We start from the raw sequence: 20,156 nt of genomic DNA, 5'->3' as shown, positions 1-20,156 counted from the left end.
GCGCAAGTGCCTATGGGTAAAGATGAAATTGTCCTACGTTCGGGCAATTCCTGTAGACAAACGCCCGGGTGACTGGCGTCGACCCGGGCGTTTTTCCTACATAACGGGGGCTCAGGCCAGCAGGCCGTACACCACCGAGGTCAGGGCCACCAGGCCGACGACCACCACGAACAGGTTGGACAGCGCGCCGCTGTACTTGCGCATCGATGGCACGCGACGGATGGCGTACATCGGCATCAGGAACAGCAGCACGGCGATGATCGGGCCACCGAGCGATTCGATCATGCCGAGGATGCTCGGGTTGAGGGTGGCGACGATCCAGCACACCACCAGCATCAACGCGGCGACGATGCGGTCCAGGGCCTTGGCGCCCGGGCGCATGCCGGACTTGACGATCATGCCCTTGAGGCCCTCGCTGGCACCGATGTAGTGGCCCAGGAACGACTTGGCAATGGCGATGAAGGCGATCAGGGGCGCAGCGAAGGCGATGGCCGGCTGCTCGAAGTGGTTGGCCAGGTACGACAGGATCGACAGGTTCTGCGCCTTGGCCTCGGCCAGCTGGGCGCTGCTCAGGGTCAGCACGCAACTGAACACGAAGAACAGCACCATCAGCACCATCAGCAGGTGCGCGCGACGCAGGATCTGGCCGCTGCGCTCATCAGCGTGCTCGCCGTAGCGGCGCTTCTGGTCGACAGCGAAGGCCGAGATGATCGGCGAATGGTTGAACGAGAACACCATCACCGGGATCGCCAGCCACACGGTGTGCAGGAAGGCCGAGCCGGACGGCACCTGGGTGGCGGTGTCGAGGATGCCGCCGGTCCAGTGCGGCACCAGGTACAGGGCCAGCAGCGCCAGGGCGACGATGAACGGGTAGACCAGCAGGCTCATGACCTTGACCGTGGCCTGCTCACCGCAACGCACGATAGCCAGCAGGCCGAGGATCAGCACGAACGACAGAATCGCCCGCGGTGGCGGCGCGATGTGCAGCTGGTGCTCCATGAAGCTGCTGACGGTGTTGGTCAGCGCCACGCTGTAGATCAGCAGGATCGGGAAGATGGCGAAGAAGTACAGGACGGTGATCAGCGCGCCGGCGGTGATGCCGAAATGCTCTTCGACCACTTCGGTGATGTCGCCGCCCTTGCTGCCGGAGAGCACGAAGCGGGTCAGCCCGCGGTGGGCGAAGTAAGTCATGGGGAAGGCCAGCAAGGCCAGGACCAGCAGCGGCCAGAAACCGCCAAGGCCGGCGTTGATGGGCAGGAACAGGGTTCCGGCGCCGATGGCCGTGCCGAACAGGCCCAGCATCCAGGTGGTGTCTTGACGCGACCAGCTGCCGAGGGTGGCGGGGGTCGATTCTACAAAGCGTTGTTCAACGCTTGGGGCCTGCTCATTCATTCCGGGTGACGCTCCACTCGCAAGACTGCAACAGGCTGAGAATGGCGAAATAGACGATTCGCCCAACTCAACCGGGGAAGAGGGGCGCGATTGTGCATGCAAAGGTTGCACTTGGGGAAGCCCCGCCCGAGGGACGGTTGCACTTGTCTTTACAAGCGGGTTGTGCTGGAGGGGCTGCTATGCAGCCCTTTCGCGGCACAAGGCCGCTCCTACAGGGGCTTGCGTTTCTCTGTAGGAGCGGCCTTGTGCCGCGAAAGGGCCGCCAAAGCGGCCCCTGGCAGATTACCGCTGAACGGCGGCAAACGCCTCGGCCACCTGGCGCAGGTTGGCCGGACGCAGCCCGGACATGCACACCCGGCCACTGTCGATCAGGTACACGCCGAACTCGTCACGCAGGCGACGCACCTGCTCGACGCTGAAGCCGGTGTAGCTGAACATGCCGCGCTGGCGCAGGAAGAACTGGAAGTCCTGGCCCGGCAGCAGCTCGCCGAGCAGGTCGACCAGGCCCTGGCGCATGTCGAGGATACGCTTGCGCATCACCTCCACTTCCGCCGCCCACTGGGCATTGAGCGTGGCATCGCCGAGCACGCCGGCCACCAGCTGGGCGCCGAACGCGGGCGGGCTGGAGTAGTTGCGGCGCACGGTGGCCTTGAGCTGGCCGAGCACGCTGGAGGCGGTGGCGGCATCGTCGCAGACCACCGACAGGCCCCCTACCCGCTCGCCGTACAGCGAGAAGATCTTCGAGAACGAGTTGCTGACCAGGCACGGCACGCCGGCACGGGCCATCTCGCGGATGGCGTAGGCGTCTTCCACCAGGCCTTCACCGAAGCCCTGGTAGGCGATGTCGAGGAACGGAATCAGCTGGCGCGCCTTGACCACCTCGACCACCTGCTGCCACTGGTTCTGGTCCAGGTCGACGCCGGTGGGGTTGTGGCAGCACGGGTGCAGCAGGACGATGCTGTTGGCCGGCAGGGTCTGCAGGGTCGCCAGCATGCCAGCGAAGTCGACGCCACGGCTGGCGGTGTCGAAGTACGGATAGCTGTGCACCTTGAAGCCCGCGCCTTCGAAGATCGCCCGGTGGTTGTCCCAGGTCGGGTTGCTCACCCACACCTCGGAGCCCGGGAAGTAGCGCTTGAGGAAGTCGGCGCCGACTTTCAGCGCGCCGGAGCCGCCGACGGTCTGCACGGTGGCCACGCGGCCATCGGCCACAGCCGGGTGATCTGCGCCGAACAGCAGCGCCTGGATCGCCTGGCGGTAGGCGGCCAGGCCTTCCATCGGCAGGTACAGCGAGGCTTCATGGGGCTGGCCGGCCAGGCGCTTCTCCACCTCGCCCACCGCCGCCAGCTGCGGCACCACGCCAGCTTCGTCGTAGTACAGACCGATACTCAGGTTGACCTTGTCGGCGCGCGGGTCGGCCTTGAAGGTTTCCATCAACGAGAGGATCGGGTCGCCGGCATAGGCATCGACATGTTTGAACACAGCGTGCAGCTCCTTGGAAATCAGGACAGTTCAGGGAAGGCTCCAGCGAGGATACCCGCAGTGGGGCGTGAGGAACATCACCGATGTGCAAGGAGTCGATGCAGGGGTGCAAGAGCGAGCGTTACGACGCAAAGACATTTCCCACATCAATTACGGAAACGGATGAATAGGCACCCTCTGCATCGGCCTGCCATTGTCCCGCTCACACGAATTACATGTATAAAAAAGAGAGGGATTGATACAGCCGGACAGGACGTACCAGGTCATTGCCCATCATGGAATTGCCTTCGATATCAGCGAGTTCACCGTCCAGCCAGGTGAGCACTGTCAATTGCGCAAGTTGGCCTTACCCTTCGTGCACAAAGGGCATTACCAAATCGTGGAGGCCGTGGCCCAACTCTATGACCGCATGCTCGCAGGCAATCTGCCATGCCAGATGAAAGTTGCAGTATCACGCCCACTCACACGTCAGCAGGGGGACGTGCTGAATGATCAACGGAGCGATGTGCTCACCCTGGTCGGAGCAGCAGTGGGTAAAGCGGCAGGAACTACCGTTGTCGGAATCGCGGGTACGATGGCCGCTGGCTTAGTGGCCTCCGCTGCAGGATTTGCAGCCTCGAGGCTGGCAAAGGGAGCAATACCAACATTCCATGCCGGCGATGTTTTGGTATCGCTTCAAGCCCAGGTCAACGGGGGAATTGGCCCTCAACGTAGCGCGCTGCTGCTGATTCTCTGAGGACGGGTATACACAATGTCCTATATCTACCTGACTCTGTGTACTGCACTGACAGGCTGGTTCCTCGACTGGATCTGTAAACCGACGCTGGTACGCAGATGGCTCTACCTGGTTTTCCAGATCACAGGCATCACCGCTTGCACCCAACTCGGTGCCCAGGAGGTTCTTTACTGGGATGGAGGGGCATGGGGCCTGTTCTTTTCACTCGCCGGATTTCCTCTGCTGTTCGAACGCTCGAGTTGGTATGAGCGAAACCGATAGAGGAGGCATTCATGAACATGCTTTACCTGCTGATCTATCTACCGGTCGCAATCCTTCTGTTCGACTGGCTTTGCAGGTCAGTACTGCTTCGCAGAATCCTGTACATCGTCTTCATGGTGGCGGGCATCAGTACCTGTTCACAGCTGGGACAACGCGAGTTCATGAATCTCGATGGTGGGCAATGGGCTCTATTCTTCGTCGTGCTCGGCACGACCTTGCTGTTTGATCGCTCGCACTTTTTTGATCGTGATCGGGATTGAGGACCTGCGCCCCATCCCGATCCAGATGGGGCCAGTTCAGCCTGCCAACCCCTGCAACTCCACCCACTCCCGTTCACTCAACGCCACCCCTTCCCGCCCGGCCACTTCACGCTCGCGATAACGCCGCTCGCCCGGCATCCGCGTCAACCCGACTGCCTGCATCTGCTCCACCAGTTCGCGGCTGCGCAGCGCGAAACGCTCGCCCTCGGCCTTGCTCGGGTCGATCACGATGATCAACTGCCCGGTCCAGGGGGTCTTGGCTCCCGGATGCCCGGACCAGTCGAACTCCCAGGAGAAATTGCCGCCCGTCAGCGCCGCCGCCAGCAGCTCGACCATCATCGACAGCGCCGAGCCCTTGTGCCCGCCGAACGGTAGCAAGGCGCCGCCCTCGAGAATCGCCTTGGGGTCGGTGGTCGGCCGGCCCTCGGCATCCACGCCCATGCCCGGCGGCAGTTGCTCGCCCGCCCGCGCGGCGATCTGCACGTCGCCATGGGCCATGGCACTGGTGGCCATGTCGAAGACGATCGGATCATGCCCGGCGCAAGGCGCGGCAAAGGCGATGGGGTTGGTGCCGAACAGTGGCTTGCGCGCACCGTGTGGCACCACGCAGGTCATGCTGTTGACCACGCTCAGGGCCACCAGGCCTTCGTCGGCGAACGGCTCGACATCCGGCCACAGCGCGGCGAAATGGTGCGAGTTGTGGATCGCCAGCACCGCGATGCCGGCCGTGCGCGCCTTCTCCACCAGCAGCGGGCGGGCTGCCGCCAGTGCCGGCTGGGCAAAGCCGCCCTTGGCATCGACTCGCACACAGGCCGGCGCAAGGTCGCTCACCTGCGGCTCGGCGCGGCCATCGACCCAGCCGCTGGCCAGGGTCGAGACATAACCGGGAATACGGAACACCCCATGGCTGTGGGCACCGTCGCGCTGGGCACTGGCGCAATTGTGGGCGAGCACGGCGGCCACCGCCGCGCTGCAGCCATGACGCTCGAAGATCGACTGCAGCAACGCCCGCAGTTCGTTAAAAGGCACGCGCACGACAGGGCCGGTGGAAGGTGAAGACATCTGGAGCTCCTTTCTTGGAATTGGATTCGCTACAGCGCAACTGCACAGACTTTCCCGCCAATGACAGCTATCTGTCAAATATTGACTTGATGACAGAAAACAGCCATTTTGGCTTCCACGCCAGAAATCAACCGGGACCGACCATGAGCCAATCGATCAAGCAACGCCTGGAAAGCAGCCTGCACACCGCAGCCGCCTCGGGCCGCCAGATCGCCAGCTACATGCTCGCCAACCTCCACGAACTGCCGTTCCAGACCTCGGCCAGCATCGCCGCCAAGCTGGGCGTCAGTGAATCCAGCGTCGGCCGCTTCTGCCGCTCGCTGGGCTACGCGCACCTCAAGGCGCTCAAGCAGGACCTGCAGAACGACCTGGGCGACGGCCCCTGGCTGGTGGGCGACCGCCTGCAGGAGTTCCGCCAGCAACCCGAGGACGACCAGCGCTCGGGCAGCCTGGAGCTGGAAATGGCCGCGCTGGTGCGCGTGCACGAATACAGCCGCGGCGAAGCCTGGCAGCAGGTGGCCCGGCGCCTGGCGGAAAAACCACGGGTGTTCGTCGCCGGCTTTCAGACCGAACGTGGCGTGGCCATGTGCATGAGCCACCTGCTGCAGTACCTGCGCGACGGCGTGCAACTGGTCGACGGCAGCGCCGGGCACTTCGCCGAGGTGCTGCTGGGGCGCCCACAGGACTGCGCGCTGGTGGTGTTCGAGGCGCGCCGCTATTCCCGCCATGCCCTGCAGCTGTGCCACAAGGCCCGCGCGCTGGGCATCCCGGTGACCCTGGTCACCGACACCTTCTGTGACTGGGCCGATGCCAACGCCGACGAGGTGTTCCGCATCCCCACCGAATTCAACCTGTTCTGGGAATCCACCGCGACCATGCTGTCGTGGGTGCACCTGATGGTCAACGAGGTCTGCAAGAAGCTCGGACCGGATGTTGAAAGACGCTTGGAAGCAACTGCCGCTCTACATAACGAGTTCGTCGGCTACACCTCGTGGCCGGCGGGCAAACAACAATAGCAAGAGTGCAACTACCGAGGTGCGAGATGAAAGGAACCATGGCTGTGGTGGGTGCGTGCGCCCTGCTGCTGGCGGCAGGCGCCAGTGCCGAGACCCTGCGTTTTGCCACTGAAGGCGCTTACCCGCCGTTCAACTACGTCGATGCGAACAACCAGCTGCACGGCTTCGACATCGACATCACCCATGCCCTGTGCGAGCAGATGAAAGTCGAGTGCACCCTGGTGGCCCAGGACTGGGAAGGCATCATCCCGGCGCTGATGGCGCGCAAGTACGACGCCGTGGTGGCCTCGATGATCGACACCGAGGAACGGCGCCGCAAGATCGCCTTCACCGACCGCTACTACCGCACCCCGCTGACCGTGGCGGTCGCCAAGGACAGCAAGATCAGCGACGCGCAGACCGACTTCAAGGGCTACACGGTCGGCGCCCAGTCCGCCTCGACCCAGGCGATCTACGCCGAGGACGTGTACGGCAAGGCCGGCGCGGACGTGAAGCTGTACCCGACCCTGGACGAGGCCAACGCCGACCTTGCCGCCGGACGCCTGGACGGGGTGATCGCCGACAAGTTCCCGCTGCACGAATGGCTGAACAAGAGTGGCAAGGACTGCTGCAAGATCCTCGGTGACGTCGACGGCACCAAGGCCGATGCGGCGATTGCCGTGCGCAAGGATGACGAGGCTCTGCGCGTGCGGCTGAACGAGGCCCTGGCGGCGATCGTGGCCAATGGCACGTACCAGAAGATCGCGAGCAAGTACTTCGCCTTCGATATCTACCAGTAATCTCGTGGGAGCGGGCTTGCCCCGCGATGGCGTCCTTCGTCAATCAGGTGCTATCGCGGGGCAAGCCCGCTCCCACGGGGTCGCCTGTATCCCGGGGGTTACCCATGCTCGATCAACTCTCCCTGCTTTCCTTCGCCAGCGGCGGCTGGGGTCAGGCGCTGCTGGCCGGCGCCCTGGTGACCGTGTCGCTGGCCCTGGCCTGCCTGCCCATCGGCCTGCCGCTGGGCCTGCTGGTGGCGCTGGCCGCGCGCTCGCGCAAACGCCTGCCGCGAGCGTGGGCCACCACCTTTTCCACGGTGTTCCGCGGCCTGCCCGAACTGCTCACCCTGCTGATCATCTACTACGGCTGCCAGATCGCCGCGCAAAAGATCCTCGCCGCACTGGGCTACGAGGGCGAGGTGCTGATCAACACCTTCCTCGCCGCCATGGTTGCCTTCAGCCTGGTGTTCGCCGCGTTCTCCAGTGAAATCTGGCTGATGGCCTTCAAGACCCTGCCCAAGGGCCAGTTGGAGGCCTGCGCAGCCCTGGGCCTGGGCAAGCGCACCGGGTTCTTCAAGGTGGTGCTGCCGCAACTGACGCGCATCGCCCTGCCGGGCCTGTCGAACAACTGGCTGAGCCTGCTCAAGGACACCTCGCTGGTTTCGACCATCTCGCTGATCGACCTGATGCGCCAGACCAACCTGGCGGTCAGCGTGACCAAGGAACCGATGCTGTTCTACGGCGTCGCCTGCCTGGTCTACCTGCTGTTCTCGGCGCTGTCGGGCAGGGTCTTCGCCCTGCTGGAGCGGCGCAGTAACCGCCATCTGCAAGGAGCCCGCCCATGAGCCCGGAGCAACTGCTGGCCTACGTGCTCGACCCAGACCTGCTGGAGCGCTACGGCGCGCGCTTCGTCGATGGCCTGCTGGTCACCGCCAAGCTGGTGGCGATCTCCTTCACCCTCGGCGCGCTGCTGGGCATGTTCCTGGCCCTGGCGCGGATGTCGCGGAGCCTCGTGCTGCAACGCCTGGCCGCCGGCTATGTGTACTTCTTCCGCGGCTCGCCGCTGCTGGCGCAGTTGTTTTTGCTGTACTACGGGCTCGGCTCGCTCAAGGGCTTCTGGCAGGACCTGGGGCTGTGGTGGTTCTTCCGCGAGGCCTGGTACTGCGCCCTGCTCGCCTTCACCCTCAACACCGCCGCGTACCAGGCCGAGATCTTCCGCGCCAGCCTGATGGCCGTCGCGCTAGGCCAGTACGAGGCCGCCAAGGCCCTCAACCTCAAGCGCTCTACCACCTTCTTCAAGGTGGTGCTGCCACAGTCGCTGCTGGTCGCCATCGGCCCGTTGGGCAACGAGCTGATCATGATGATCAAGGCCAGCGCCATCGCCTCGCTGGTGACCCTCTACGACCTGATGGGGGTGACCAAGCTGGCCTTCTCGCGCAGCTTCGACTTCCAGATCTACCTGTGGGCGGCGGTGCTTTACCTGCTGATCGTCGAGGTGGTCCGGCGCACCCTGAAACACCTGGAGGCCCGCCTGGGCCGCCACCTGAACTGATTGAAGGAATCCTTTCATGCATTGCCAGACCATCGTCCTGGGCGCCGGCATCGTCGGCGTCAGCACCGCCCTGCACCTGCAGGCCCGCGGACGCCAGGTGATCCTCATCGATCGCGACGAGCCGGGCAGCGGCACCAGCCATGGCAACGCCGGGCTGATCGAGCGCTCCAGCGTGATCCCCTACGCCTTCCCGCGCCAGTGGAGTGCCTTGCTGCGCTACGGCCTGAACCGTCAGCCCGACGTGCGCTACAGCCTGCCCCACCTGCCCAAGGCCGCTCCCTGGTTGCTCAGCTACTGGCGCCAGTCCGCCCCCGGCCGCCTGGCCAAGGCTGCCGCCGACATGCTGCCGCTGGTACAGCGCAGCGTCGAGGAGCACGATGCACTGATCGAAGCCGCCGGTCTGCAGGGGCTGGTACAGGCCAAAGGCTGGATCGAGGTGTACCGTGATGCCGCGCTGTTCGAACAGGCCAAGGGCGACCTGAAGGGGCTGGCCCGCTACGGCCTGCAGTACGAGATCCTCGAACGCGAACAACTGCAGGCCCGCGAACAGCAACTGGACGGTGGCGTGATCGGCGGCATCCACTGGCTCGACCCGAAGACGGTGAGCAACCCCGGCGGCCTGACCCGTGGCTATGCGGCGCTGTTCGTCCAGCGTGGCGGGCAGTTCCTCCACGGCGACGCGCGCAGCCTGCGTCAGGTCGAGGACGGCTGGCAACTGGACACGCGTCGCGGCAGCGTGACCGCCGACGAAGTGGTGGCCTGCCTCGGTCCGCAGTCGGCCGACCTCTACGAGCGGCTGGGCTACCGCTTTCCGCTGGGCATCAAACGCGGCTACCACATGCACTACACCACCCGCGACGGCGCCGAGCTGGGGCATTCGATCTGTGACACCCAGGGCGGCTACGTCCTGGCGCCAATGGCCCGTGGCGTGCGCCTGACCACCGGCATCGAGTTCGCGGCGAGCGACGCCGCCGCCAACGAGATCCAGCTGCGCCGCTGCGAAGCCCTGGCACGCAGGCTGTTCCCGGCCCTGGGCGAGCGCCTGGACGACAAGCCCTGGCTGGGCCGCCGCCCCTGCCTGCCGGACATGCGCCCGGTGATCGGCCCGGCGCCCCTGCACAAGCACCTGTGGTTCAACTTCGGCCATGCCCACCACGGCCTGACCCTGGGCCCGGTCAGCGGCCGCCTGCTGGCGGAGCTGATGACCGGCGAGCGCCCCTTCACCGACCCTGCGCCCTACAGCGCCGCGCGTTTCGACTGAACCTTGAGCGGGAGAACAACAAGATGACCGCCCCCCTGAGCCTTGCCAGCCTGCACCCTGCCCCCGATCCACGCCCGGAACTGATCCGCATCGAGGGCCTGAACAAGCACTACGGCGCCTTCCATGTGCTGCATGACATCGACCTGTCGGTGCGCGAGGGCGAGCGCATCGTGCTCTGCGGCCCGTCGGGCTCGGGCAAGTCGACGCTGATCCGCTGCATCAACCGCCTGGAAATCGCCCAGCAGGGCAGCATCCATGTCGCCGGCATCGACCTGGCCAGCAAAGGCCGCCAGGCCGACCAGATGCGCAGCGAGATCGGCATGGTGTTCCAGCACTTCAACCTGTTCCCGCACATGAGCGTGCTCGACAACTGCCTGCTGGCGCCAATGAGCGTGCGTGGCCTGTCGCGCCGTGAGGCCGAGGAACGGGCGCGGTTGTACTTGAGCAAGGTCGGCATCGAGAACCAGGCGCACAAGTACCCCAGCCAGCTGTCTGGCGGCCAGCAGCAGCGGGTGGCGATCGCCCGGGCGCTGTGCATGAAGCCGAGGATCATGCTGTTCGACGAGCCGACCTCGGCGCTCGACCCGGAGATGGTGGCCGAGGTGTTGGATGTGCTGGTGCAGTTGGCCGGCACCGGCATGACCATGCTCTGCGTCACCCACGAAATGGGCTTCGCCCGGCAGGTGGCTGAACGGGTGCTGTTCCTCGAGGGCGGGAAGATCATCGAGGACAGCCCGCCGGAGGTGTTCTTCGGGCAGCCCAGGACGGCGCGGGCACAGGCGTTTCTGAAGCAGATCCTGCATTAGCGATTGGCGATTATGGGCGCATTCATTTGCAAGGTGTTCACCGTTAGAGTCAGCCCTTTCAAGGTGCTGAAAATTGGCGTCCGACTTGGAATTGCCGGGGCTGCTTTGCAGCCCTTTCGCGACACAAGGCCGCTCCTACATGTGACCGCGCCCCTTGTAGGAACGGCCTTGTGTCGCGAAAGGGTCGCAAAGCGACCCCGGCAATCTTGAGTTGGAACGGTCATATCTCAAAAATCGCAAGACCTTGAAAGGGCTGACCGTTAGAGTGGCAGCGCCGAACACTATGCATCGACATCACAAATGAATGCGTATGCAACTTTCAAAACAATCAACATTTAACACAGGTAACCCAGAACAAAACCTCACCCAGAAACCACCGGTTCACACCGCACTTCAGTCTTCACTGAATTGGCAATAAAACACTCCTCATGGGCCAGATGATGCAACCGCTCCAGTTGCTCAAAACTAGGCCGTCGCTCCCCGGAAAACTCGACCGCCGGCCGCAAGGTCACCACGGTCATGGCCATGCGCCCTGCCTCGTCAACGGCCATTACCCCCAAGGCATCATCAACATACCGCTCGACACAAAACCGCTGCTTGGCCGCCAGGGACAGGAACCACAGCATATGGCAACTCGACAACGCCGCGACGAACGCCTCCTCCGGGTCCACCGCCGAGGCATCCGACATCGGCAAAGGTACCACATGGGGCGAGGACGAGCCCGGCACCTCCACCCCGCCATCGAAACGCCACAAATGCCGACGACTGTAGCGGTTACCGAGAAAATCCTGCCCGTCACGATTCCAGGTCACTTGTGCGGTGTACTGCGCCATCCGATACCTCCTTGATCAAATAAACACATTGTTCAGCGCTTGCGCGCCCAGATGCCAAAGGCCATGTCGCCTATGTAGATGCCCCGCGACTGAAGCCGCTCGACCTCCAGCCGCGCGTGCAGCGTATCGATCCCGACCTGCCTGGCCGTAGCCACGCCATGACCGATGATCCGCGGCAAGCAGGCGCGAATGATATCGGCCAGGGGATAAGCGCTGTCGGGTGTCTGCACCAGGCCTTCGGCCCGCAGATCTTCGACCGCCAGCCCCGCCTCGCTGAACAGCCGATGCAGGTTGAAGCCGATATGCAGGTCGGCCCCCTCATGGGCCAGCATACGTTGCAACCACTGTTGGGCCTTGCGATGCAGCGCAAAGGGTTCCAGGCTGGCCGGGGTCAGGCTGCTGTCGTGTTCCTGAAAAACCATCAGCCCACCGGGCAACAGATGCCGGGTCAGCAGACGCAAAGCCTTGACCGGTTCCGCCTGATACATCAGCACCCGCCGCCCGACGATGGCATCGAACAACCCCAGGGACTCGGGCAGTGCCTGCAGGTCAGCCTGGACGAACTCAGGTATCGCCGCGCCCTTGGGTGTCTCACGCTTACGTGCAAGCTCCAGGGCATCAGCCGCCTGGTCAACCCCGACCACCGCGCCATCGCCATCCACCAGCCGGGCCAGCAGCCAGCTGACATCGCCGCTGCCACACCCGACGTCGAGCACACGCATGCCGGGGCCGATACCGGCATCGACCAGCAGACGCGTGGTGAAATCCGCTTTCGCAAGTGCCATGCCATGCTCCTTCGCAGGTGCGCCAGTGTGCAGAGCAAAGGGCCCCGGACACAAGACTGGCCTATGCTAGTGTGGTGTTTCACAAATAACGACCATAACTCGCGGCGCTTTTTGCACTCATGCAGCGTTGTCGGACCTGACCATGCCCACCACCACCGATCCCCTGCTGGACAGCTGGCGGCACAACGCCCAGTCCTGGATCGAAGCCGTACGCTCCGGCGCCATCACGTCCCGTCGCGAGGTCACCGACCAGGCGATACTGCTGGCCGTGCTGGGCCGTCAGCCTGCGAGGGTGCTCGACCTGGGTTGCGGCGAGGGCTGGTTGCTGCGGGCCCTGGCGGCACGGGGCATCGACGCGGTCGGCGTGGATGGCGATGCGGCGCTGGTCGCCGCCGCGCACTCGGCGGGCTCGCCCCAAGTACACCTGGCCAGCTACCAGCAGCTGGCCGAAGGTGCGGTGGACATCGGCCAGGACTATGGCCTGGTGTGCGCCAACTTCGCCCTGCTGCAACGGGACATCATCCCCCTGCTCTGCGCCATGCGGACCTTGCTGCTGCCCGGCGGCACGCTGCTGATCCAGACCCTGCACCCGTGGACGGCGGCTGCCGGACACTACCAGGATGGTTGGCGCGAGGAGACCTTTGCCGGCTTCAGCGGAAACTGGCGCCCCATGCCCTGGTACTTCCGCACCTTGGGCAGTTGGCTGAAGGCCCTGGAGCTGGCCGGGTTCGGCCTGCTGGAGCTGCAGGAGCCGCAACATCCGCAGAGCCAGGTGCCGCAATCCCTGCTGTTGGCAGCGCACAGGCTGGACTGACACCCCTGCGGCCACTCGTCGCAGCCTTTTCCTACTTGGCAAATCCTGCACAGGCCTTAAAATCCCGCCTCCTTTTCGCCCGTCGCCCCAGCCGGTGGCAACCGCCCGCAAAGACAGCGTCCGTGCCTCATCACATCGCGCATGTGCCACAGGCTCAACCGCCCCCGCCCGACCTGCCTGCATCAGGTCCGCGGTTGAATCTTGCCAAGGTCGCAGCCCGCCCAGGCCGCACTGCACGCCGCCCATCCAGGTCCGTGCAGCCGAGAAGGCGCATCTGAGCTCTTTTCAACCTTGAGGTAACTATGTCTGTGCGTTTGCTGGCGATGGCGCTGGCACCCCTGCTCGGTCTGTTCATCATTGCCCTGGGCAATGGCGTGCTGTCTTCCCTGACCACCCTGCGCCTGGGCGCCGCCGGCGAATCGGCGACCACCATCGGCGTGGTCTCCTCGGCCTACTTCATCGGCCTGACCCTCGGAGCGATCTTCAACGACCGCCTGATCCTGCGCATCGGCCACATCCGCGCCTACAGCAGCTTCGCCGCACTGATCGGCGCAACCATCCTGCTGCAGGGCCTGTTCTACGACACCACCTGGTGGTTCGCCCTGCGCCTGATCAACGGCTGGGCCGCGGTCGGGGTGTTCCTGGTGATCGAAAGCTGGCTGCTGCTGGCCGGCGACGCCAAGATCCGTGGGCGTCTGCTGGCGCTGTACATGATCGCCTTCTACGGCGCCGGGGTAATCGCCCAGGCCGGCCTGGGCGAAGTCACCGGCTGGGGCGAGACCGCGCCGTTCATGGTTGCCGGCATGCTCGCCACGCTGTCGGTGCTGCCGATCGTGATCCTACCGCGGGTGTCGCCGCTGCTGGATCAGGTCGAGCCGCTCAAACCTCGGCAGTTGCTGGGCGTGGCGCCGACCGGGCTGGTCGGCTGCTTCGGCTCGGGGGTCGCCATCGCCGGGATCTACGCCCTGTTGCCGCTGTACCTGCAGCGCATCGGCCTGGATGTGGGCAAGGTCGGCGACATGATGGCCTGGGTGATTCTCGGCGCCATGCTGCTGCAGTACCCGGTCGGGCGCTGGTCGGACCGCAAGGACCGCCAGGACGTGCTGATCGCCCTGGCCGCCCTGTGCACCGTGCTGTCGGTGCTGATCGTGCTGCTGCCGGCCGACACCGTGCTGCTGCCGGCGCTGCTGTTCCTGCTCGGTGGCGGCGTGTTCGCGCTGTATCCGGTGGCGGTCAGCAGCGCCGCCGACCGCGCCCCGGCCGACGCGCTGGTGCCGATGATCCAGGGGCTGCTGCTGATCAACTCGCTGGGCTCGGCCATGGCGCCACTGGCCATTTCGCCGATGATGACCGCCTACGGCGAGGCCGGCCTGTTCTGGGCCTTCGCGGTGATCAACCTGGCCATGGTCGGCTTCTTCCTCTGGCGCCGTGGCAAGCGCCCGGCACCGGAACACCCGGCGCCGTTCGCGCCGACCGCGACCTTCTCGCCAACCGGCGCGGAACTGCGGGTGACCGAGGACCTGATGCACGCGGCCCAGGAGCACCCTACGCTGGACGCGATGGATACCACGCACGGTCAACAGGCGTCGCGTCCCGACGCGCACTGAAGGCTCACAGCAAGGACCGCCCGTCGCTTGACGGGCACCTTGGCACCACCGTGGCAGCCCAACCATGACAGGTCATCCGACAGGAGATTCATCATGGTCAATCCACGTCCCCTCGCCTTGATGCTGGCGCTGCTGCTCGGTGGCGGCACCACCCTCAGCCTTGCCGCGACCGACATCAATGGTGGCAACAGCCATAGCGGACACGCCACAGACCAGGGCAAGACCGCCGGTGAAGACGGCAGCATCAACAATCCCGGTGGCAGCAAGGATAACGACAGCAGTGATACCGGTAGCGATTCCGACGCCGCCGATGGTGCTGCCGGTGGCTCCAACAGCACCGGTGAAGCCACAGGCTCCGGGGCCGGGGCGTCAGGTGGCAGCGCCGAGGATCAGGATAGCCGTTGACCTGGCTGTACCGGCCTTGCCGCCAGCCCGTTCAAGGTGATGATAATTGGCACCCGACCTGGATTTGCCGGGGCTGCTTTGCAGCCCTTTCGCGGCACAAGGCCGCTCCTACAGGGGTACGCGCTCGCCTGTAGGAGCGGCCTTGTGCCGCGAAGGGGCCGCAACGCGGCCCCGGCAATCTTGAATAGGAGCCCAAAACTTTATAAAGGCCTTGCCCGCGATATGTGTCAGCGCCAGTAGCGAGGCTCATCCGCCACCCGCTGATGCTCGGCAAACAGCAGCGGCAGTTGTTCCTTGAGAAAATCCAGCCAGGTGCGCACCTTGGCGTCCAGGTAATGCCGCGACGGGTAGATCGCGTAGATTTCCCGCTGACGCAGCCGGTGCGGTGCCAACAGCCGGCATAGGCGCCCCTCTTGCATCGCCTGGCTGGCCGAATAATAGGGCAGCAGCCCCACGCCCATCCCCAACTCGGTAGCCTTGAGCATGGCGTCGGCGACGTTGGTGAGAAAGGTGTCCTGGGGCACGATCACACAGCTGTCGGGCTGGCCCTCGAACGACCAGTCCTCCTCGAACAGCGGGTCGACCGTGCGCAGGCAGACGTGGTCGTGCAAATCCTCAGGCCGCTCGGGCACGCCGTGGCAGGCCAGGTACTCGGGGGAGGCGCAAAGGATGCTATGGATGCTGCCCAGCGGGATGGCGATCAGTTGCGAGTCCGGCAGGCCCTGGCCGATGGTGATCACCACATCGTGCCCCTCGGCCAGCGGGTCGGGGTTGCGCTGCGACAGGGTCAGTTCCATCACCACTTCCGGGCAGGTAGCGTTGTAGCGCGCCACCAGCGGCATCATCAGCAAGCCCAGGCCATGGGTGCAATGAAAACGCAGGTGGCCACGAGGCGTGAGATGGGCGCCACGGGCCTCGTCCACTGCCTCCTCGGTAAGCAGCATGATCTGCCGGGTGCGCTCTAAAAACCGTTCCCCCGCCTCGCTCATGCGCAGGCGCCGGGTGGTGCGGTGCAGCAGGCGGGTCTGCAGCTGGTTCTCCAGCTCGGCAACGATCCGCGACACCTGCGCCGCAGAGATATCCAGGGCCTGTGCCGCCGCGGCGAAGCTGCCGCACTCCACTACCCGGGCGAAGGTTCGCATCGCATGCAGCATGTCCATGAGCCGGCACCCTCATTCATACATGAAAGGCAGCAATCTATCACGGGATAGCCCATTTATTGTGAAACGCAAATGAATGGATCATTAGCTATCCGCAATAAATGAGGAGCCTGTCATGAAACGTTCGATCGCCCTGCTCGCCCTGAGCGCCACCCTCGCCTCGTTTGGCGCACTGGCCGACACCACCGCCAGCACTTACGAATACGGCATGCCGCTGGATATCGCCAAGGTCATCTCGATCACCCCGGCCAGCAACGACGCCGACTGCCAGGTGGGCACCGCGCACATGGTCTATGTCGATCGCCAGGGCCAGACCCGTGAAGTCGACTACCGCCAGATGGGCAACTGCTCGCAGCTGTAAGCCCTGGGAAAAATACCAGCCATCTTGCTGAAAGTGCATTTGCCTGCCCGCGACACCGCCGCATGATCTGCCGGGACAACAACAAGAACGTCCCGGACCATGAATACGATCGATACCTCCACGGCCACGCCCGTGCGCGCCTGCGACGCCACCCATGCCCGCATTACCTGGCGGCTGATGCCGCTGCTGCTGGTGTGCTACCTGTTCGCCCATCTGGATCGCATCAACATCGGCTTTGCCAAGATGCAGATGAGCGCCGACCTGGGCTTTTCCGACACGGTCTACGGCCTGGGTGCCGGCCTGTTTTTCATCGCCTACGCGCTGTTCGGCGTGCCCAGCAACCTGGCCCTGGAGCGAGTCGGGCCGCGGCGCTGGATCGCCACCCTGATGGTGGTCTGGGGCCTGCTGTCCACCGGCATGATGTGGGTACAGGACGCCGCCGGCTTCTATGCCCTGCGGTTTCTGCTGGGGGTGGCCGAAGCAGGTTTCTTCCCCGGCATCCTCGTGGTGCTCAACCGCTGGTACCCGGCCCGGCGCCGTGCCCAGATCACCGCGCTGTTCGCCATTGCCGTGCCTTTGGCCGGCGTGGTCGGCGGGCCGTTGTCCGGTGGCATTCTCCAGGCCTTCCACGACCAGGGCGGCCTGCGCGGCTGGCAATGGATGTTCCTGATCGAGGGCCTGCCGGTGGTGCTGCTCGGGCTGGTAGTGCTCAAGTGCCTGCCGGACAGCTTCGAGCAGGTCGCCTGGCTCGACGCCGGGCAGAAGCGGGCGCTGCGCGAGGAAATGGCCGGCGAGGAGCGGCACAAGCCGATCAGCTCGCTGCGTGGCCTACTCGGCAACGCGCAGGTCTGGCTGCTGGTGGCGGTGTATTGCGCGGTGATGCTGGCGGTCAACACCCTGGCCTTCTGGATGCCCAGCCTGATCCATGGCGCCGGCATCGGCAGCGATGGCCAGGTCGGCCTGCTCAGCGCCATTCCCTACCTGGCCGGGTGCCTGTTCATGCTCGGTTGTGGGCGCTCCTCCGACCGCCAACGCGAACGCCGCTGGCACCTGTGCGTGCCGCTGCTGATGGCCGCCGCCGGTATCGCCCTGGCCGGGTCGGCGCCGGGCAACGCCACACTGGTGATGGCCGGGCTGGTGATCGCCGGCATGGGCGCCAGCGCCGCCCTGCCGATGTTCTGGCAACTGCCGCCGGCGTTCCTGGCGGGTGGTACCCAGGCCGCCGGCATCGCCATGATCAGCTCGTTCGGCAGCATCGCCTCGTTCGCCGCGCCCTACCTGATCGGCTGGATGCGCGACAGTACCGCCAACCCGGGCCTGGCCCTGCAGGTGCTGGCGGTGGCCATCGTGCTCGGTGGCATGCTCGTGCTGAAGGTGCCCGCCAGCGTGGTCAACCCGAAATGAATGGGCTCAGGCCAGCAGCTCGCGGATCCAACCGGCCTGGCGGGTGATGTCGCGCACCTTGTCCTCGGGCACCGGCTGGCGTGCCCGGGCGAAGTTGTCCAGGCTCTGCTGCTTCTGGCGCAGCATGCGCTGCCACTTGAACAGAAAAGCCGGGCTGCGTGCCTGCATCAGCAGCGGGCCGAAGTACAGCTGCTCGGCCGTGTAGGCGACCGCCTCGGCACGTTCGGCGACGATGATCTCGTAGTCGAAGCGGTTTTCCCGCAGTACTTCCTCGCCGACGATCCGGTAGCCGTTGCCCATCAACCACTGGCGCAGCGCGGGCTCGCCGCCGTTAGGTTGCAGGACCAGGCGCTCGTGCCCGCCCAGGTGCTGCTTGCCGGCCTCGAGAATATCGCGGATGGTCTCGCCGCCCATGCCACAGATAGTGATCGCGGTGATGCCGTCACCCGGTTCGATGGCCGCCAGGCCACTGGCGTGACGCACGGTGATGCGATCCTCCAGGCTGTTTTCGCGCACGGTGCGCCGTGCAGCCTCATAAGGCGTGAGCGCCACCTCGCCGGCCACCGCCGCGACAATCGCACCGCGACGCACCAGCGCCACCGGCAGGTAGCCATGGTCCGAGCCGATATCGGCCAGGCGCGCCCCGGCCGGCACATGGGCGGCCACGCGCTCCAGGCGCATGGACAATGTGTGTTCGTTCAACGCAAGCCTCTTCTGACAACCTGGGCCCGGCGCCTGTGGCCGGGTCGGGGCGCGATTCTGACCGCCCGCGCCACGCATTTCAAATGCCCGCGACCGGCCGCCGCGCCTCGACCTGCCCGACCCGCTCGCGTAGGCTTGGCGGTTTCCTTCCGTTGCAAGGCGAAATCCCATGGCTAACAGTGACATCATCTACACCCCCGACCCGGACGCCGACTCGATTTCCTCGGACGTTGCCGAGTACAACGGCATCCTGGTCAGCACCCAGATCCCCGTGCAGGCCGACGGCAGTCTCGAACTGGGCGACATCACCACCCAGTGCGAATGCACCCTGCAGGCGCTCAAGGTCGCCCTGGAACGCGCCGGTAGCTCGATGGACCGGGTGCTGCACCTGACCATCTACCTGACCGACATGGCCGACCGGGCGGTGTTCAACGAGGTGTACCAGCGGTTCTTCAGCAAGCCGTGGCCAGTGCGCGCGGCGGTGGGCGTGGCTTCTCTGGCGTTCGAGGGAATGCGTGTGGAAGTGACGGCGATGGCGGCCAAGGGCTGAGATCTGTTCATGGGCCGCCTTCGACGCGGCCCCATGACGACTGGCTCTTCATCAAACGCTGCTTTCTTGTGGTCCATCGCGCAATGCCGCATTCAGCGTCTCACCAACACCTATTGCCACCTGGCCCATAGGTGACGTCTGAGCTCGCACCCTTTTCTCTTGGTACATACGGTTGATATCAACCTGCAACTCCTTTGCCTTGGCGCCAAAATTGACTTCTTGGCTGGAGGAGACCATGTCAGAAACCTTGGAAACCGCAGCGGCAGCGACGACCCCGACAAGCAACCCCAAGTCCGTCGCCCAATTACCGCCCCCCTCCTCCGTGGCACCCAGATAGACGCCTGCGCCCCATCCAACTAGAGCTGAAGCTGTACTAGTCATTGCTCCAAAACCATGGGTAGCCCTCTGCATGAATGTCACGGGTTGACCCGCCAGTCCCTCAAGCTTGTTGTCTATCAGTATTTGTCGATTTTCCGAGTAGACGGACATATCCCATAACTGTTTTAAGTGATGGGGCGCCTCGTTCGCACCAGCCGTGCCTACAGCCGACGCCGCCGTGGCCAGGAGTGATCTGACAAATGTCCTCTCAGTACCCCGGGAGTCATGGAAGTTGATCGGATCACCCTGACAGTACGCATAAGCATTGATCCCTCCGGCCCCAAACGGACTCAACCGATCAGGCGAGTTGAACCGCATCAGCAATGGATTGAAGGTCCGATGCCCGTTGCCCAAGTGATAATGGCCCGTCAGCGAGTCATGGGGCTGGCCGCAGTAGGCCAACAGAGCACCACGCTTATCGGAAACGGCCCCATAAGGCGTGTAAGCCCTGGGCAGGCTGGAGCCTCCCAGCACCGATCGCTGCTGGTCGATCACGGCCAAACGGCTAGAAGTCATCGCACAACCTTTCGCAGAAAGATATTGGACCCGACGCTATCACCACCGCACCGCACGC

22 protein-coding genes are annotated in these 20,156 nt (G+C 64.7%); 14 read left to right on the top strand and 8 right to left on the bottom strand.

Going from position 1 to position 20,156, the window contains the following annotated elements; translation table 11 throughout:
* Window positions 1-111: 111 nt before the first annotated feature.
* Both V0R62_RS06525 and V0R62_RS06520 read right to left on the bottom strand, forming a co-directional pair.
* Complete coding sequence (locus tag V0R62_RS06525) at window positions 112-1,392, bottom strand: serine/threonine transporter (protein ID WP_050705937.1); 1,281 nt, start codon at window positions 1,390-1,392, stop codon at window positions 112-114.
* Between the two features lie 282 nt (window positions 1,393-1,674).
* Complete coding sequence (locus tag V0R62_RS06520) at window positions 1,675-2,871, bottom strand: amino acid aminotransferase (protein ID WP_330103167.1); 1,197 nt, start codon at window positions 2,869-2,871, stop codon at window positions 1,675-1,677.
* Window positions 2,872-3,106: 235 nt separating this feature from the next.
* Between V0R62_RS06520 and V0R62_RS06515 the strand changes: the two genes are divergently transcribed.
* Both V0R62_RS06515 and V0R62_RS06510 read left to right on the top strand, forming a co-directional pair.
* On the top strand, window positions 3,107-3,607 hold the full coding sequence (locus V0R62_RS06515; protein ID WP_330103166.1) for a hypothetical protein: 501 nt from the start codon (window positions 3,107-3,109) through the stop codon (window positions 3,605-3,607).
* Between the two features lie 272 nt (window positions 3,608-3,879).
* Window positions 3,880-4,128: a hypothetical protein gene (locus V0R62_RS06510; RefSeq protein ID WP_330103165.1), complete on the top strand. Its 249-nt coding sequence runs from the start codon at window positions 3,880-3,882 to the stop codon at window positions 4,126-4,128.
* 36 nt (window positions 4,129-4,164) lie between these two features.
* On the opposite strand, the gene V0R62_RS06505 is transcribed toward V0R62_RS06510, so the two are convergent.
* The gene (locus V0R62_RS06505) at window positions 4,165-5,190 is read right to left on the bottom strand and encodes an Ldh family oxidoreductase (protein ID WP_330103164.1); all 1,026 of its coding nucleotides are present in this window, start codon (window positions 5,188-5,190) and stop codon (window positions 4,165-4,167) included.
* A 143-nt stretch (window positions 5,191-5,333) separates the two neighbouring features.
* On the opposite strand from V0R62_RS06505, the gene V0R62_RS06500 reads away from it, so the two are divergent.
* The 6 genes from V0R62_RS06500 (at window position 5,334) to V0R62_RS06475 (ending at window position 10,583) form a co-directional block, all read left to right on the top strand.
* On the top strand, window positions 5,334-6,206 hold the full coding sequence (locus tag V0R62_RS06500; RefSeq protein ID WP_330103163.1) for a MurR/RpiR family transcriptional regulator: 873 nt from the start codon (window positions 5,334-5,336) through the stop codon (window positions 6,204-6,206).
* A 26-nt stretch (window positions 6,207-6,232) separates the two neighbouring features.
* The gene (locus tag V0R62_RS06495; protein ID WP_330103162.1) at window positions 6,233-6,985 is read left to right on the top strand and encodes a transporter substrate-binding domain-containing protein; all 753 of its coding nucleotides are present in this window, start codon (window positions 6,233-6,235) and stop codon (window positions 6,983-6,985) included.
* Between the two features lie 104 nt (window positions 6,986-7,089).
* Window positions 7,090-7,809, top strand: coding sequence for an ABC transporter permease (locus tag V0R62_RS06490; protein ID WP_330103161.1), 720 nt, complete (start codon window positions 7,090-7,092; stop codon window positions 7,807-7,809).
* Window positions 7,806-8,516, top strand: coding sequence for an ABC transporter permease (locus V0R62_RS06485; protein ID WP_330103160.1), 711 nt, complete (start codon window positions 7,806-7,808; stop codon window positions 8,514-8,516). Before V0R62_RS06490 ends, V0R62_RS06485 begins: the two co-directional genes overlap by 4 nt.
* 16 nt (window positions 8,517-8,532) lie before the next feature.
* Window positions 8,533-9,777 (top strand): FAD-binding oxidoreductase, encoded by a 1,245-nt coding sequence (locus V0R62_RS06480; protein WP_330103159.1) that lies wholly within the window; start codon window positions 8,533-8,535, stop codon window positions 9,775-9,777.
* Between the two features lie 23 nt (window positions 9,778-9,800).
* The gene (locus V0R62_RS06475; RefSeq protein ID WP_330103158.1) at window positions 9,801-10,583 is read left to right on the top strand and encodes an amino acid ABC transporter ATP-binding protein; all 783 of its coding nucleotides are present in this window, start codon (window positions 9,801-9,803) and stop codon (window positions 10,581-10,583) included.
* A gap of 362 nt (window positions 10,584-10,945) precedes the next feature.
* Here V0R62_RS06475 and V0R62_RS06470 read toward each other — a convergent pair whose 3' ends face one another.
* Both V0R62_RS06470 and V0R62_RS06465 read right to left on the bottom strand, forming a co-directional pair.
* Complete coding sequence (locus V0R62_RS06470; protein ID WP_330103157.1) at window positions 10,946-11,416, bottom strand: OsmC family protein; 471 nt, start codon at window positions 11,414-11,416, stop codon at window positions 10,946-10,948.
* Between the two features lie 32 nt (window positions 11,417-11,448).
* Window positions 11,449-12,201 (bottom strand): methyltransferase domain-containing protein, encoded by a 753-nt coding sequence (locus tag V0R62_RS06465; RefSeq protein ID WP_330103156.1) that lies wholly within the window; start codon window positions 12,199-12,201, stop codon window positions 11,449-11,451.
* 142 nt (window positions 12,202-12,343) lie between these two features.
* Here V0R62_RS06465 and V0R62_RS06460 point away from each other — a divergent pair, with 142 nt between their 5' ends.
* From V0R62_RS06460 to V0R62_RS06450, 3 genes are all read left to right on the top strand, one after another.
* The gene (locus V0R62_RS06460) at window positions 12,344-13,015 is read left to right on the top strand and encodes a class I SAM-dependent methyltransferase (protein ID WP_330103155.1); all 672 of its coding nucleotides are present in this window, start codon (window positions 12,344-12,346) and stop codon (window positions 13,013-13,015) included.
* A 302-nt stretch (window positions 13,016-13,317) separates the two neighbouring features.
* On the top strand, window positions 13,318-14,622 hold the full coding sequence (locus tag V0R62_RS06455; RefSeq protein WP_330103154.1) for an MFS transporter: 1,305 nt from the start codon (window positions 13,318-13,320) through the stop codon (window positions 14,620-14,622).
* Window positions 14,623-14,715: 93 nt separating this feature from the next.
* Entirely contained in the window at window positions 14,716-15,027 is a 312-nt protein-coding gene (locus V0R62_RS06450) for a hypothetical protein (protein WP_330103153.1), read from the top strand.
* Between the two features lie 227 nt (window positions 15,028-15,254).
* On the opposite strand, the gene V0R62_RS06445 is transcribed toward V0R62_RS06450, so the two are convergent.
* Window positions 15,255-16,187: a LysR family transcriptional regulator gene (locus tag V0R62_RS06445; protein ID WP_330103152.1), complete on the bottom strand. Its 933-nt coding sequence runs from the start codon at window positions 16,185-16,187 to the stop codon at window positions 15,255-15,257.
* A 115-nt stretch (window positions 16,188-16,302) separates the two neighbouring features.
* Here V0R62_RS06445 and V0R62_RS06440 point away from each other — a divergent pair, with 115 nt between their 5' ends.
* Entirely contained in the window at window positions 16,303-16,548 is a 246-nt protein-coding gene (locus V0R62_RS06440; protein WP_330103151.1) for a DUF2790 domain-containing protein, read from the top strand.
* A 99-nt stretch (window positions 16,549-16,647) separates the two neighbouring features.
* Window positions 16,648-17,952 (top strand): MFS transporter, encoded by a 1,305-nt coding sequence (locus V0R62_RS06435; RefSeq protein ID WP_330103150.1) that lies wholly within the window; start codon window positions 16,648-16,650, stop codon window positions 17,950-17,952.
* 6 nt (window positions 17,953-17,958) lie between these two features.
* On the opposite strand, the gene V0R62_RS06430 is transcribed toward V0R62_RS06435, so the two are convergent.
* Entirely contained in the window at window positions 17,959-18,654 is a 696-nt protein-coding gene (locus V0R62_RS06430; protein WP_330103149.1) for a tRNA (adenine(22)-N(1))-methyltransferase, read from the bottom strand.
* A gap of 169 nt (window positions 18,655-18,823) precedes the next feature.
* Between V0R62_RS06430 and V0R62_RS06425 the strand changes: the two genes are divergently transcribed.
* Window positions 18,824-19,204, top strand: coding sequence for a RidA family protein (locus tag V0R62_RS06425; RefSeq protein WP_330103148.1), 381 nt, complete (start codon window positions 18,824-18,826; stop codon window positions 19,202-19,204).
* 51 nt (window positions 19,205-19,255) lie between these two features.
* On the opposite strand, the gene V0R62_RS06420 is transcribed toward V0R62_RS06425, so the two are convergent.
* A complete protein-coding gene (locus V0R62_RS06420; protein WP_330103147.1) occupies window positions 19,256-20,098 on the bottom strand; it encodes an RHS repeat-associated core domain-containing protein in 843 nt (280 codons plus the stop codon).
* Window positions 20,099-20,156: the final 58 nt, after the last annotated feature.

Source organism: Pseudomonas carassii, assembly GCF_036324045.1.
GTDB lineage: Bacteria > Pseudomonadota > Gammaproteobacteria > Pseudomonadales > Pseudomonadaceae > Aquipseudomonas > Aquipseudomonas peradeniyensis.
The sequence above is the reverse complement of the archived record's forward strand: the minus strand, read 5'-3'. Positions and strand labels throughout refer to the sequence as shown.

Bases quoted from the DNA above. Each gene is read 5' to 3' on its own strand.
- V0R62_RS06465 (WP_330103156.1), bottom strand. From the start codon at position 12,201: ATGGCACTTGCGAAAGCGGATTTCACCACGCGTCTGCTGGTCGATGCC.
- V0R62_RS06500 (WP_330103163.1), top strand. From the start codon at position 5,334: ATGAGCCAATCGATCAAGCAACGCCTGGAAAGCAGCCTGCACACCGCA.
- V0R62_RS06505 (WP_330103164.1), bottom strand. From the start codon at position 5,190: ATGTCTTCACCTTCCACCGGCCCTGTCGTGCGCGTGCCTTTTAACGAA.
- V0R62_RS06475 (WP_330103158.1), top strand. From the start codon at position 9,801: ATGACCGCCCCCCTGAGCCTTGCCAGCCTGCACCCTGCCCCCGATCCA.
- V0R62_RS06425 (WP_330103148.1), top strand. From the start codon at position 18,824: ATGGCTAACAGTGACATCATCTACACCCCCGACCCGGACGCCGACTCG.
- V0R62_RS06420 (WP_330103147.1), bottom strand. From the start codon at position 20,098: ATGACTTCTAGCCGTTTGGCCGTGATCGACCAGCAGCGATCGGTGCTG.
- V0R62_RS06435 (WP_330103150.1), top strand. From the start codon at position 16,648: ATGAATACGATCGATACCTCCACGGCCACGCCCGTGCGCGCCTGCGAC.
- V0R62_RS06480 (WP_330103159.1), top strand. From the start codon at position 8,533: ATGCATTGCCAGACCATCGTCCTGGGCGCCGGCATCGTCGGCGTCAGC.
- V0R62_RS06490 (WP_330103161.1), top strand. From the start codon at position 7,090: ATGCTCGATCAACTCTCCCTGCTTTCCTTCGCCAGCGGCGGCTGGGGT.
- V0R62_RS06440 (WP_330103151.1), top strand. From the start codon at position 16,303: ATGAAACGTTCGATCGCCCTGCTCGCCCTGAGCGCCACCCTCGCCTCG.
- V0R62_RS06495 (WP_330103162.1), top strand. From the start codon at position 6,233: ATGAAAGGAACCATGGCTGTGGTGGGTGCGTGCGCCCTGCTGCTGGCG.
- V0R62_RS06445 (WP_330103152.1), bottom strand. From the start codon at position 16,187: ATGGACATGCTGCATGCGATGCGAACCTTCGCCCGGGTAGTGGAGTGC.
- V0R62_RS06455 (WP_330103154.1), top strand. From the start codon at position 13,318: ATGTCTGTGCGTTTGCTGGCGATGGCGCTGGCACCCCTGCTCGGTCTG.
- V0R62_RS06460 (WP_330103155.1), top strand. From the start codon at position 12,344: ATGCCCACCACCACCGATCCCCTGCTGGACAGCTGGCGGCACAACGCC.
- V0R62_RS06485 (WP_330103160.1), top strand. From the start codon at position 7,806: ATGAGCCCGGAGCAACTGCTGGCCTACGTGCTCGACCCAGACCTGCTG.
- V0R62_RS06450 (WP_330103153.1), top strand. From the start codon at position 14,716: ATGGTCAATCCACGTCCCCTCGCCTTGATGCTGGCGCTGCTGCTCGGT.
- V0R62_RS06525 (WP_050705937.1), bottom strand. From the start codon at position 1,392: ATGAATGAGCAGGCCCCAAGCGTTGAACAACGCTTTGTAGAATCGACC.
- V0R62_RS06510 (WP_330103165.1), top strand. From the start codon at position 3,880: ATGAACATGCTTTACCTGCTGATCTATCTACCGGTCGCAATCCTTCTG.
- V0R62_RS06470 (WP_330103157.1), bottom strand. From the start codon at position 11,416: ATGGCGCAGTACACCGCACAAGTGACCTGGAATCGTGACGGGCAGGAT.